Source organism: Micromonospora arida (assembly GCF_042873195.1).
GTDB classification, from domain to species: Bacteria; Actinomycetota; Actinomycetes; order Mycobacteriales; family Micromonosporaceae; genus Micromonospora; species Micromonospora arida.
This window is the reverse complement of the sequence record NZ_JBIALC010000001.1, coordinates 1,283,979-1,295,869: the sequence shown is the minus strand read 5'-3', so window position 1 is coordinate 1,295,869 and position 11,891 is coordinate 1,283,979. Positions and strand designations below refer to the sequence as shown.

Genomic DNA, 11,891 nt, shown 5'->3' with positions numbered 1-11,891 from the left:
TGCTCGGGTGCAGAGCGCACCGATCAAACCATTGGAGGTCATGTGTCCGTACATCTCAAGCCTCTGGTCCTGGCCCTGACCGTGCTCGCGGCGACGCTCACCGTGCCGGCGGCGGCCGCGTCGGCGGCGCCGGACCCGGCCATCTGCAAGACGAAGGCGGCCTGCGCCGACGGCGGCCTGCGGGCGACATCGTCGGGCAAGGCGGCCCGCACCACGGGTGACATCACGACACACGCGATCCGGGTGCCCACGCCGCCCGCGTTCCCGCCGAACACCCCCTGCTACCGCGAGGAGGTCTCCGAGGAGGTCTACGAGACCGCCACCTACACCACCATCTACGAGCTGTACTTCCAGGCGAGCGTCTGCCTGTTTCCCAACGAGATCGTGCTGTACGGCCTGGACACCTCCCTCTCGTTCCCCAACGACGTGCAGGACCCCCGACTGACCTCGATGCAGTTCGTCGTGCGCGACGAGATCGTCCACCTCAGCCCGACCGACAAGGATGGTTACTCCGAGCTGTGGGTGACCTTCTGCACCGACCCCGCGCAGCCGAGCACCTGCCAGCGGTACCTGCACCGGCTGGGCCTCATCTTCAACCCCGCCTGGGTCTACCCGTTCTCCGTGTTCGAGCGTCTGAGCTGACGGTGTCGGGGGCGGCGTTGCTCCCATGATTGGTCAGGGCGTCTCCCCGGCAGCTCATGGGGCGCGCCCTGATCACCCGTGCCGGCACCGGTTGCCAGCGGATCTCCGCGGCGTTACGTTGAGGTTGCCATCGATGAGCTTCTACATCGCAAGGTAACGGGGGCCCGCATGTCCACGTCTGTCACTCGCCGCACCGTCCTGGCCGGTGGGGCCGGTGCCGCCATCGGCCTGGCCCTGCCCGGCGTCGCCGCCCACGCCGGTGGACACCATCCCACCAGCGTGAGCTTCACCCTCGACGCGAGAACACTCGACGGCGGTGAGCAGGTCACCTCGGTCACCCTCGACACCCGCAGGCTCGGGTCGATCGACCCCGCCGGGCTGACCCCCGGCACGTTCACCGTGCACGCCAAGGCCACCAGCCCGATCCCGATCGCTCCCGGCGACCTGATCTTCAGCGAGTACGACCTGGACCGCACGGTGACCACGGCCCGGCTCGACCGGCACGGCAACATCGTGCTGGAGTTGAGCCACGCCGAGGGCCAACCCGGCGGTGGCACCCTCGGCTACATCCTGAGCAGGGGCCGCAACGTCCGGCTGGACCTCGTCTACACCATCACCCAGAACACCCCGATCGTCCGGCGGCACGGCTCGCCGGTCACCATCAGCCGCTTCGTGCAGGCAGGGCTGTCGAACCCCGAGGTGGACGCCTTCAGCTACCACGTCTCTGGCTCGGGTATGAAGTACCGGCTCTACTCGCCCGACCACTCGCCCCGCCACGACCGGCGGCCGCTGATCGTCTGGCTGCACGGTGGCGGCGAGGGTGCCTCGCTGCCGGACGGCTACTACGACAACGAGACCACGCTGCGCGCCAACCGGGGAGCGCTCGGCTTCGCCACCCCGCAGGCCCAGCGGATCTTCTCCGGCGCGTACGTCGTCGCTCCGCAGAGCACCTCCTACTGGATGGAGGACGGCCCCCGCTTCGCCCCGCTGATCCGCGAGATCGTTGCAGACCTCGTACGCCGCAAGCGCGTCGACCCGGACCGGATCTACGTGGTCGGTTGCAGCAACGGCGGCTACATGTCCCTGGAGATGACCTCGACCTACCCCGACCTGTTCGCCGCCTCGGTGCCGATCTGCGGTGTCGTCGAGCCGCTCAGCGGGGAAGGCCCGCCGCTGATCACCGACGCGGAGTTGGCGAGCATTCGGACCCCGACCTGGCTGGTCACCTCGCGCGACGACGACACCGTGCCACCCGAGACCAACACGATCCACGCCCACGACCTCATTCCGGGATCACTGATCAGCCTGTACGACCACGTCGTCTGGAACGGCTACCAGTTCCCCGGTCACTGGTCCTGGATCTACGTGGCCCGCAACGACCCGAGCCTCAACGGCACCCACATCTGGCAGTGGATGGCCCGCCGCCGTCGGTGATCTGCTCTCCGGGGTAAGGCCAAAGAGTGCCGCGCCGCCGTCCGGCACGGACTACTTACGGCGTAGCTCGCGCAACACGCCGTGCCGGCGCACCGCCCAGGCGAGGCGCCGGACGCTCGGGTGCCGCACGAACAGCACCGCCGCCCGGCGGATCAGACCGAGCCGGTCGTCGCTCAGCTGGTTCTCGATGGCCTGCCAGATCAGTTCGCGCACCTTGGCGCTGGCCAGCACCGCCCGCACCTCACGCCGCACCACAGGATCCTCGGCCGCCGACGCGATGGCGGCAGCCTGACCCGGCCGGTCCGCCAGCGGCTCCACCGCGGCCGCGACGAGCGGCCTGCGCACCTCGTCGCGCTCCAGCAGCAGCAACACCGCTTCCCGAATCTCGACCGTGTCCAGGGCGGACCGCAGCAGGCTCAGCAGGCTGCGCTCCACCTCGTGGTCATGGTCCGGAACGGACAGCGTCGCCAGCAGTCCCGCAATCTCCTCGAGATCGACGACGTGTCGCACCCCGGAACGGAACTCCGGCAGCTCCCACGCGACCTGTAGAGCCTTGACGAGATTGCGGTTCATGGGCCATCCGCTACCCGTAAGCGCGAGCCGGCGAAACCCCCGAGCCATCCGATTTTGCCGCGCTGTGCCGGACGATTCGGATTCCAGCGGTCGTGGTGGTCACGAGTGCCGCAGATGCAGCGACCAGCAGCAGGGTGGTCTCGGCCAGGACAGTCCTCATGTACTCGCCTCCGTTCGCGGTGGCGTTCAGGTACTGCACGGCTGCGATCAGGTTGAGGGGTACGGCGATGACCGCGCTCATCCACCACCTCGCCCCTGGCGCTGTGGGTGCGACCGCTGGTCCGGCGCGTCCGGCCCGGATGACCCAGTGGGCGACGCTGGCCCAGGCGGTGAGCAGCGTGAGAAGCAGAAGACAGAACGTCGCTGTGGACAGCTCGCGAAGCGGCACGATGGTGTTGAGCATCTCCACCAGGCCGGACCCGTCGTGGGTGACCACGCCGATCCGGTGCTCGTACGCTGCAAGAGCGACGATGGTGTGGGCGACGTCAACGATCGTGAGGGCCACAATGGCGGTCACGGCGGTACGGGCACCGGGCATCCGGCGACGATAGCCGAAGGAGAAGCGCTCAACACCACGTCAGCGTCGAGTTGACCCGCGTGACGTTGCTGATCGTGTTGTTCGCTCCACCGCACGGGCTCTGGGTGATGTTGGTGCCGTTGACGGTCAGATTCTGGAATCGGATGCCGGAGGAGATCGGGAACTCGCTCCGGGCCGCGATCCGCACCTCGCCGCCGCCCGTCACCGTCCCGGACACCCCGGCGATCACGACGTTGTAGCAGTTCTCCACCAGGATCGAGTTGTTCCCCGTGTTGGAGATCGTCACCCGGTCGATGACCGCGCCACCGGACTCCGACACGCAGAAGATTCCCCGACCACCGCCGGACGCGAGCACGGTTCCGACCCGGATGTTGGTCGGGTACGAGTTGCCCACCCGGCCGTTGCGGTTGGCCATCCGGAACGCAGCGTACCCGGTCCCGGCCCCGGCGCCCTGCGCGTCGACGGTGCCCACAGTGGCGTTGATCGTGTCATTGAGCAGCAGGCCGGAGTCCCGGGTGTTCCGGGCCGTGACCGTGCCGATCGTCAGACCGTCCACGCCGTACGTCTCCACCCCGTGGGTGCCGGTCCCCGACACGTACACGTTGTCGATGCGGACGTTGCGCACCTTGACCGCTCGATCTCCACCGTGGTTGTCGATGCGTACGCCCAGACCGGCGGAGAGCCGCATGTCGATCTGCCCGAGAGTCAGGTTGTTCACGTTGCGCATGAAGATCCCGTACAACGGCGCACCGGTCAGCGTGAGGTTCTGCACCTCGACGTCCGTGGTGCCCCGCGAGTACACCGGCGCCTGGTCACCCGAACCCGACCCGGTCACGTTGATCGTGCCGCACACGGCCAGGGTCGTGTACGACGGCAGCGACAACCGCGAACCCGCGCTCATCGAGCCGGAGCCGCGAACCACCACCCGCTGCTTCGACGTACGGCCCGCCGAGAGCGAGTTGACCGCCGCCTGCATCGCCGACAACATGTCCGCGCCCGAGTAGACCGTCGACGAGCCATTGCGGGCCGTCCAGGTGCTCCCGCTCAGTACGGCCTCGGCGTTGCTCGACCCGCTGCCACAGCCGGTGGTCGGTGGCGTGCTGCCGCCACTTACCACGACCAGCTGCCACTGCTGGTTCGGGCCGTTGAGGTCGGCGTACTGACTGATCCGGCCGCCGTCGGCGGTGGACCGCTCCCAGACCTCAAGTGCCTTGGCGGAGTGGCGGTTGATCAGCCGGACGTAGCCGCCGTCGGAGTCGAGGACCTGGAACTGCTGGTTGGTGCCGTTGAGATCGGACCACTGGCGGTACTCGGCGCCGTCGGCGGTGTTCCACTCCCAGAGGTCGACGACCTTGCCGCTGTGCCGGGCCTTGAGGCGGTAGTAGCCGCTGCCGGAGGAGACGAACTGGAACTGTTGCCACGCGCCGTCGTTACGGGACCACTGCTGGATCACTGCGCCGTCTGACGTCGAGGTGTCCCGGACGTCGAGGACCTTGCCGCTGTTCCGATTGACCAGGACGTAGTAGGCGTTGGTGTCGATGCTCGCCGCCGCTGCCGGCGGTGCGCCGACCAGAGCGGCACCGGCCGCGCCGACCAGCGTGGTGATCATGGCGAACACCAGGCCCGTACGCCGGCCGCGACAAATCGATCCGCCGCTGGACGGTCTTCTGGTGATGCTGAAGGGCATGGCTCCTCCTGGCTGCAATGGGCTCCGGGCGAACCTGGACGGGTGTCGACGACCGCGGTACCTACTCGAGGTGGAAGGTGGCCGAGGCGCGCTCGGCGCTCGAAGTGACCGCCTCGATGTAGAGCAGTCCGTCGCGGTGGCGCACGTGGCGGCCCGGGAAGTTCTGCGACTCCAGGGAGATCCCGGCGCTGTCGGCGAGGCCGGCTTGACGACGGAAGCTCGCGTCGCCGCCGAACAGCGCCGAGCCGTCGTTCTTCTCCACGTACAGGGCGTAGCCCCGGTGGCGTAGGTAGTAGCCGGGGAAGTTGGTCGACTCCAGCGACACCGAACCGCCGCCCGCGAGGCCGGTGACGATGCGGAACTGGGAGTCGGCCAGGTTGGTCACGTTCGGCTCGATCCGTGCCCGGTAGTCGTAGTGCCGGATGAAGCTGCTGGCCTGGTCATGGGACCGCAGCCGCACCGGTGTGACTCCGTCGGGCACTGGGATGCCGAAGTTCGGGGTGCCGTCGGCGTTCCAGTACACCTTCTGTAGCCGGGTGCGTCGGTTCGGGTCGTTGAGCGGATCGCCGGTGATGTCGCGGTAGTTCCGGTCGTGGTAGACGAGGATGTCACTCTGCCCGTCCTCCGAGACGGTAAACGAGTTGTGGCCGGGGCCGTATTGGCCGGTGGCCGCGTTGCTGGCGAACACCGGGCTGGGGCTCTTGCTCCAGGAGGCGGCGTCGAGCAGGTTCGCGCTGGCGGAGGCGCTCAGCATCCCGAGGCAGTAGTTGGCGTCCGTGGCGCTGGCCGAGTAGGTCAGGAAGATCCGGCCGTTTCGTTGGATTACCGCCGGTCCCTCGGCAACCCGGTAACCGCGGGTCTCCCAGTCGTACGTCGGCACGACAAGTCGGGTCACGGTGCCGGTGATCTGCCACGGGTTGGCACCCATTCGGGCGAGGTAGACGTTGGAGTTGTTTCCGATCGACGGCTCCTGCTGTGCCCAGGTCAGATAGCGCACTCCGTTGGCGACGAAGGTCGAGGCGTCCAGGCTGAAGGTGTCCCAGGGTGTCGTGATCCGGCCGCGTTCCGTCCACGGACCGGTCAACGGATTCGCGTTGGCGTTCTCCAACACGTACATCCGGATCCGCCACACGTCGTCGGTCCGGCCCGCGGCGAAGTAGACGTACCACCGGTTGTTGATGAAGTGGATCTCCGGCGCCCAGATGTGGGCGCCCATCTCTCCGCTGGTGTGACGGCTCCAGATCGTCGTCTCTGCGGCCGTTGCCAACCCCTGCAGGGTGGTCGCCCGGCGCAGCACGATCCGGTCGTACTGCGGCACCGTAGCGGTCAGGTAGTAGTAGCCGTCGGTGTGCCGGAAGATGTGCGGGTCGGCCCGCTGGTTCACCAACGGGTTGGTGAAGTTGACGGCTGGCGCGGCGTGCGCCGGCGCGGCCGCGGGCAGGCCGGCCGACACGGCCAGTACCACCAGCACCGCGGCCAGCGCCGACCGCAGACGTCGAGGGACACCGTGGCCGGCAGACCCCCGGCGGACGGCCCGACGGGTGTTCGGGTCGGTTCGAGGGAATGGCAGCGGCATGTGTCCTCCGCGAGATTGGGAACGGCCATTGACCAGCACCTGTAGCGCCGCCGCGATGCCATGGCCGGTCCGGTCGACGTCGAGCGGTGGCGTCGGGCAGGACCGGGGGAGAGGCGCGAAGGGCTGGGAATGTGACGGTGGCGTTGCTACCAGGTGGCGGAGTTCATGTTGGCGTTAACATCGATACATGTCAAGGCTTGATGGCCGCCGACCTGGCCGGAAGAGCGGCCATCGCGTACCTGGGGGTAGGGTCCTCGGCGTGCTGCGACGGTGGGTTCTGGCGATCCTGATGGCGGCGTGCGGCGTGCTGGTGGCGGTGACGCAACTGGCCGCCGGTCTGCCCGTCGTCGGCGGCGTCGAGTTGCTGGTCTTCCTGGCGTTGGCGCTGCTGCTGTCGCCGTGGGCCTTCCCCCGCTCGATGGGCGCCGCCGAGGCGCAACGGGCCAGCGCGGTGGACGGCCGGCCGATCGTGTACTGGCGTCCCGGCTGTCACTACTGCCTGCGGCTGCGGTTCTCCCTCGGCCGGCTGGCCCGGCGGGCGCACTGGGTGGACATCTGGCGCGACCCGGCCGCTGCCGCCGCCGTCCGGGCGGTAGCCGACGGCAACGAGACAGTGCCCACCGTCGTGCTCGGCGATCAGGCTGTCGTGAACCCCGACCGGGCCTGGGTCCGCGAGCAGCTCCGCGCATCCTGACCCTTCATCTCACCGGCACACCGGCGCGGTACACCGCGAGCGGGCGGCGCAACACCGTTATGTCGCTCGTCGGGTCGCCGTCCACGATCAACAGGTCGGCCTCGAACCCGGGGCGGACCCGGCCCTTGCGTCGCCCCAGGCCACACACCTCGGCGCCGACCGACGTGGCCGCGGCGAGGGCGACGGTGGCGGGAATGCCGCAGGCCACGTACTCGAGGAGCGTCTCGGGCAGGATCCCGTGCGGCTTCGCAGGGCCGAGGCCCGCGTCCGAACCGGCCACCAGGCGGACCCCGGCCCGGTGCAGGGTGGCAACGCCCTCGCGCAGCGCTGCCTCGCTGAGCCCGGCCCGCGCCGCCATCTCCACCACCTCCGGTGGCGTGACCACGGCCGGGTCGGTGCCGAGCGTGGCACAGACCGCCACCCCGGAAGCGGCCAGTCGGTCCGCGAGCTCAGCGGGAACACGAGCGCCGGCCACGGTGACGCAGGTGCAGTGCTCGATGCCGTCCACACCGACGCGCAGCGCCTGCTCGACCGCGCTGAGCGCGTGCGCGTGCGCGGTCACCGGCAGGCCCAGATCGTGGGCCTGCGCCAGTGCGGCGGTCAGCTCCTCATCGGTGAACTGCGGCCTCGTGGTGTCGGTGCCCAGGGTGAACACCCCGCCGCTGGCCATGACCTTCACCAGATCGGCACCCGCCGCCGCCCGCAGACGTACGGCCTCGCGAACCCCGTCGACACCGCTCGCCTCACCTCCCAACGACCAGCAGTGCCCGCCGACGCTGGTGAGCGGTGCGCCGGACCCCACCACCGTTGGTAGGTCGTCCCGCACCCGCCGATCCCGCCAGCGCAGCACCGCGCCTCGGCGGTCGCCCAGGTCCCGGACCGTCGTCACGCCAGCGGCCAGATGTTTGCGCAGTGACGCCTCGACGACCGCGTCGAGGCCCGCCTCGCGCTGCTCGGCGAGCCGACCGAGCGCGTCCGGTCCGGCGTCGGCGCAGAGGTGTACGTGCGCGTCCACCAAGCCGGGTAGCAGGGTGCCGTTCGGCTCGTCGCGCACCGGCCAGCCCTCCGGCACCGCAGCCCTGCCCCGGCGCACGTCGGCGATGCGTCCGCCGTCGAGCAGGACCAGCGCCCCACCGTCCACGAGCCGTTCGCCGTCGAACATCCGGGCCACCCGGACCGCATGTTTCGTCATCGTCATCCCAGCCCCCGCTCGGCGCAGTTACCACCGGTCATGGCCTGACCATCGCACCGCCGAGCGCGCGCAGCTTCCCTCGCCAGAGCGATGTCTCGTCCCCCAGCCGGGTTAGCGGCCCGCCGCATGGTGTTCCGCGCCGGGAATCCGCCCTTTGCTCTGCACCCGCCCATGCACCAGGCACGGTCCGTAACTGGCGCATGGGCGGGTGCAGAGCAAAGGTGGGGTGTGTCTGGTGTGGCCGGTGAGGGGCGGGGCCACCGCGACCAGCGCGACCCGGACGGATGTCTGGTCGAGGTCGGACACAGCCTTCGGCGCCCCCGGGCGCCGGGTTCGTCCTCACATCGATGTCCTCATGGCATCATGCTGGCCCATGGATCATCAGGGGCGGTTTGGTCGTGCCGCGCGCGAGTTGAGCATCCCGGACGACGAGATCAGCCGGTTCACCGGGCACCTGCGTCTGTCGATCCGGTTGGGCGGCGGTTCCGGCGGTGCCCCGGTCGGGCAGTTCGGCGGGCTGCCCCGGCTGCCGGTGGGCGTGGACTGGCCGAGCGCCGGTGCCGGTCCGTTGCCGTTCATCTTCTCCGTCGACTGTGCGGCGTTGCCGAGAGTCGACGGCTTCGGCCTGCCGGCGGACGGCTCGCTGCTCTTCTTCCTCGACCACGCGGAGGACCACCTGGCCGGTGGCACCGGAGACCGGAGGTACGCGCGCGTCGTGTACGTACCGGCCGACACCGAAATCGAGGTGGCGGAGGACCCCAGCCTCCCCGCCTTCGTCGGCGAGCAGTACGACCTCCGCGCGAGACTTGGCGCGGAACTGCCCCCTTGGATCACACCGCACGACGACGAGGACGAGGGCGACGAGGACGACCTGTCGCCCTTCCAGCAGCAGTTGGCGCGTGACCTGGAGCGTGACCTGCCGCATCTGGAGGAGCTCCGTGCGCTGGCCGACGACCTCTGGCCGCCCGATGAAGGGCTTGCCAGCGCCGATATCGGCGGATATGCCGACGACGAGGTGATGAGGAATATCGCCGAGCAGACCCTCGCCGGGCGGGAGAAGGCCGGTGAGATCGTCGTCCCGGTGGCGCAGTGGTATTCCCAGGTGGAGCAGGAAAAGCACCGGCTGACGAGCGAATGGGTGTCGCTCGCCCGGTTTCCGCTGGCCGATGGGTACTACTACGGCAGTTTCGTCATCCGCCACGACGACCTGGCCGCCGGTCGGCTGGGCGAGGCGCTCTCCGTGACCGATTTCAGTGAGTAGAACAGCGACGGCAGCACACCTGCGCTGCCTACGGCCGTCCGACGATCAAGCGGCCGGCTACCCTGACCTGCGGTGCCTCGACACCGCGTGACCAGAGGAGTCGATGCTGACATGACGGCAGGGCGACCGACGCCGACCCAGGACGAAGTGCTCGGATACTTCGACACGCTGTCCAACTGGGGGCGGTGGGGCGACGACGACGAACTCGGAACGCTGAACCACATCACCGACGACGTCCGGCTCGCGGCGGCGCGGGCCGTGCGGCACGGCAGGAGTGTGTCCTGCGCGTGGGAGGTCGTCGCACCGGAAGGCATGGAGCGGTCGACGACGACGTGCCCGTGCACCGCCGACATGCCGGGTGCGGAGAACATGCCGCCCGCCTTCCACGCCGACCGGCGCTGGGGCTTCTCGTCCGAGCGGCTCGGCATCTCGTTCCACGGCAACACCCTCACCCACCTCGACTCACCGTGCCACATCTACTGGGACGGCACGATGTACAACGGGCGGTCGCACTCGTTGGTCGACGCCGCGACGGGCTCGGCGTGGGCGGCCGTCACGGCGGCCGCGAACGGGATCATCACGCGTGGTGTCCTGCTCGACGTTGCCGCGGCCCGCGGCGTGCCGTGGCTGGAGCCGGGGGAGGGCGTGCATCCCGACGATCTCGAGGAGACTGAGCGTCGCCAGGGGGTGCAGGTGCAACCCGGCGACGCGGTGCTCCTGCGGACCGGCTACGGCCGTTTCCGGCACGAGAACGGTGCGGCCAGCGGCTTCACGCAGGCGGGCTGGCACGCGTCCTGCCTGCCGTGGCTGCACGAACGGGAGGTGGCGCTGATCGGCGCCGACACCCCCCAGGACGTTCAGCCGTCGGGGTACGACGACGTGTTGATGCCGGTCCACGCCGTGAGCCTCGTCGCGATGGGCCTGTGGATGCTCGACAACTGCGACCTGGAGGCATGCGCGGCGACGGCGGCCGAGCTTGGCCAGTGGGACTTTCACCTGGCGGTCGCACCGGTCCGCTTCGCCGGCACGTCAGGCAGCCCGGTCAACCCGATCGCGACGTTCTGACCGGGAAGGCGTACGCGCCGCGGCGGGGGCTTGCCGCGGCGTTGCTCAGCTCAGCTCAGCTCCAGGACGGTCGGGTCAGGATCTCGTCGGCGTACCCGTCGTCAGAGGCGAGCCACTGGCCGAGATCCTCGTCCCGGTAGGCGGTGGCGAGGGCGAGCCACCCCAGGAAGAAGCCGCTGCCTCCGCAGAATGAAGACGTGGTTGACCATCGGGCTGCCGCCTTCCGGGACGACGGCGGTCACCAGTGCGGTGTCGCCCACCACGCTGATGCGCGTCACCTCGGCGTGCCCCTCGCTCACCATGCTCCCGTCGGGCAGCGCGTGCCGGAAACGGAACACGCCGTGGCCTGTCCCGTGGCGGTCGACCCAGCCCAGGACGCCAAACCGGATCTGATGACCGACTGTCCCCGGCTCGTCGTAGACGAAGCCGCCGATGCCGGCGATCCACGCACCCGGCGTGGCCGGAACCTCGGGTGGGTCCTGGTCGTCGGCCCGCGCCGATCCCGGGGCACCGACGAGCACCACGGCCCCGCTGAGTACGGCGACAAGCAACCCGCGGATCGTCATGGCTTCTCCATTCTTCGAACATTGGCTGCGCGCCGGCCGTAGTCGGCCGCCACGGCGATGACGAGCGGTCCCCACCCGAGCATCGGCGCGTAGTAGCGGAGCACCTCCCAGCCGGGAGCCGGGTGCACCGGTTCGTCGTCGCCGATGCCTACCCAGGTGCTCTGCACGAAGTGGAACCTCTGGTTCAGGAGGAAGTAGACGCAGATGGCGACGAGCGACCAGCCGCCGATCAGCGCGACGCGCACGACCGGACGCGCGGGTATGCGGCGGCCTCCAACGCGGGGTAGCCAGTGCGGAAATCGTTGTCCCCACCTGTGCACCAGCCCGAGTGTCAACAGGGCCAGTCCCATCGACAGGGCGGATAAGAAGATCATGTACCACTGCGTGACGGCATCGTCGGTGAACACCAACGACAGGCGCCAGATCGCGGACGGCAGGACGCAGAGCGGGACGGCGTAGGCGGCCCAGATCGCCCAGGGCGGCGGGGCGGCGGTCGAGACGTGGGCAGAGTCAGCGAGGTTCATGGACGCTCCGATCCGGGGAGGCGGTCATGGCCGTGTCTACGATCGCCGGCTGCGTATCAGCTCTCCTCCCCGACAGATGGGGGAAGCACTCCCTCTGCCGGGGGACAGGCCATCCGGGGTACGGACGCGGGCGGTGCGG

12 protein-coding genes are annotated in these 11,891 nt (G+C 69.5%); 5 read left to right on the top strand and 7 right to left on the bottom strand.

What is annotated here, in order from left to right; translation table 11 throughout:
• Window positions 1–42 precede the first annotated feature (42 nt).
• Together ACFYP0_RS05975 and ACFYP0_RS05970 are read left to right on the top strand one after the other, a co-directional pair.
• Window positions 43–642, top strand: coding sequence for a hypothetical protein (locus ACFYP0_RS05975; protein ID WP_386994657.1), 600 nt, complete (start codon window positions 43–45; stop codon window positions 640–642).
• A 168-nt stretch (window positions 643–810) separates the two neighbouring features.
• On the top strand, window positions 811–2,076 hold the full coding sequence (locus tag ACFYP0_RS05970; RefSeq protein WP_355496816.1) for a prolyl oligopeptidase family serine peptidase: 1,266 nt from the start codon (window positions 811–813) through the stop codon (window positions 2,074–2,076).
• Window positions 2,077–2,127: 51 nt separating this feature from the next.
• Here ACFYP0_RS05970 and ACFYP0_RS05965 read toward each other — a convergent pair whose 3' ends face one another.
• The 4 genes from ACFYP0_RS05965 to ACFYP0_RS05950 all read right to left on the bottom strand — a co-directional run bounded on the left by ACFYP0_RS05965 (window position 2,128) and on the right by ACFYP0_RS05950 (window position 6,450).
• Window positions 2,128–2,649, bottom strand: a complete 522-nt coding sequence (locus tag ACFYP0_RS05965; protein WP_386994655.1) for a hypothetical protein — start codon at window positions 2,647–2,649, stop codon at window positions 2,128–2,130.
• A 10-nt stretch (window positions 2,650–2,659) separates the two neighbouring features.
• The gene (locus ACFYP0_RS05960; RefSeq protein WP_386994652.1) at window positions 2,660–3,187 is read right to left on the bottom strand and encodes a hypothetical protein; all 528 of its coding nucleotides are present in this window, start codon (window positions 3,185–3,187) and stop codon (window positions 2,660–2,662) included.
• A 28-nt stretch (window positions 3,188–3,215) separates the two neighbouring features.
• On the bottom strand, window positions 3,216–4,796 hold the full coding sequence (locus ACFYP0_RS05955) for an RICIN domain-containing protein (protein ID WP_386994650.1): 1,581 nt from the start codon (window positions 4,794–4,796) through the stop codon (window positions 3,216–3,218).
• 139 nt (window positions 4,797–4,935) lie between these two features.
• A complete protein-coding gene (locus ACFYP0_RS05950) occupies window positions 4,936–6,450 on the bottom strand; it encodes a family 43 glycosylhydrolase (protein ID WP_386994648.1) in 1,515 nt (504 codons plus the stop codon).
• Window positions 6,451–6,709: 259 nt separating this feature from the next.
• Between ACFYP0_RS05950 and ACFYP0_RS05945 the strand changes: the two genes are divergently transcribed.
• On the top strand, window positions 6,710–7,144 hold the full coding sequence (locus ACFYP0_RS05945) for a glutaredoxin domain-containing protein (RefSeq protein WP_124860901.1): 435 nt from the start codon (window positions 6,710–6,712) through the stop codon (window positions 7,142–7,144).
• 4 nt (window positions 7,145–7,148) lie between these two features.
• Here ACFYP0_RS05945 and ACFYP0_RS05940 read toward each other — a convergent pair whose 3' ends face one another.
• Entirely contained in the window at window positions 7,149–8,336 is a 1,188-nt protein-coding gene (locus ACFYP0_RS05940; RefSeq protein ID WP_386994646.1) for an amidohydrolase family protein, read from the bottom strand.
• Window positions 8,337–8,709: 373 nt separating this feature from the next.
• Here ACFYP0_RS05940 and ACFYP0_RS05935 point away from each other — a divergent pair, with 373 nt between their 5' ends.
• Window positions 8,710–9,597, top strand: coding sequence for a DUF1963 domain-containing protein (locus ACFYP0_RS05935; protein WP_386994644.1), 888 nt, complete (start codon window positions 8,710–8,712; stop codon window positions 9,595–9,597).
• A 111-nt stretch (window positions 9,598–9,708) separates the two neighbouring features.
• The gene (locus ACFYP0_RS05930; protein WP_356974787.1) at window positions 9,709–10,662 is read left to right on the top strand and encodes a cyclase family protein; all 954 of its coding nucleotides are present in this window, start codon (window positions 9,709–9,711) and stop codon (window positions 10,660–10,662) included.
• Between the two features lie 101 nt (window positions 10,663–10,763).
• Here ACFYP0_RS05930 and ACFYP0_RS05925 read toward each other — a convergent pair whose 3' ends face one another.
• Both ACFYP0_RS05925 and ACFYP0_RS05920 read right to left on the bottom strand, forming a co-directional pair.
• Window positions 10,764–11,228, bottom strand: a complete 465-nt coding sequence (locus ACFYP0_RS05925) for a hypothetical protein (protein ID WP_356974789.1) — start codon at window positions 11,226–11,228, stop codon at window positions 10,764–10,766.
• Entirely contained in the window at window positions 11,225–11,752 is a 528-nt protein-coding gene (locus ACFYP0_RS05920) for a hypothetical protein (RefSeq protein WP_356974791.1), read from the bottom strand. The genes ACFYP0_RS05925 and ACFYP0_RS05920 overlap by 4 nt, the downstream gene beginning before the upstream one ends.
• Window positions 11,753–11,891: the final 139 nt, after the last annotated feature.

Excerpts from the sequence above, each read along its gene's own strand:
- ACFYP0_RS05970 (WP_355496816.1), top strand. The coding sequence starts at position 811 with ATGTCCACGTCTGTCACTCGCCGCACCGTCCTGGCCGGTGGGGCCGGT.
- ACFYP0_RS05965 (WP_386994655.1), bottom strand. The coding sequence starts at position 2,649 with ATGAACCGCAATCTCGTCAAGGCTCTACAGGTCGCGTGGGAGCTGCCG.
- ACFYP0_RS05960 (WP_386994652.1), bottom strand. The coding sequence starts at position 3,187 with ATGCCCGGTGCCCGTACCGCCGTGACCGCCATTGTGGCCCTCACGATC.
- ACFYP0_RS05955 (WP_386994650.1), bottom strand. The coding sequence starts at position 4,796 with ATGATCACCACGCTGGTCGGCGCGGCCGGTGCCGCTCTGGTCGGCGCA.
- ACFYP0_RS05950 (WP_386994648.1), bottom strand. The coding sequence starts at position 6,450 with ATGCCGCTGCCATTCCCTCGAACCGACCCGAACACCCGTCGGGCCGTC.
- ACFYP0_RS05940 (WP_386994646.1), bottom strand. The coding sequence starts at position 8,336 with ATGACGAAACATGCGGTCCGGGTGGCCCGGATGTTCGACGGCGAACGG.
- ACFYP0_RS05935 (WP_386994644.1), top strand. The coding sequence starts at position 8,710 with ATGGATCATCAGGGGCGGTTTGGTCGTGCCGCGCGCGAGTTGAGCATC.
- ACFYP0_RS05930 (WP_356974787.1), top strand. The coding sequence starts at position 9,709 with ATGACGGCAGGGCGACCGACGCCGACCCAGGACGAAGTGCTCGGATAC.
- ACFYP0_RS05925 (WP_356974789.1), bottom strand. The coding sequence starts at position 11,228 with ATGACGATCCGCGGGTTGCTTGTCGCCGTACTCAGCGGGGCCGTGGTG.
- ACFYP0_RS05920 (WP_356974791.1), bottom strand. The coding sequence starts at position 11,752 with ATGAACCTCGCTGACTCTGCCCACGTCTCGACCGCCGCCCCGCCGCCC.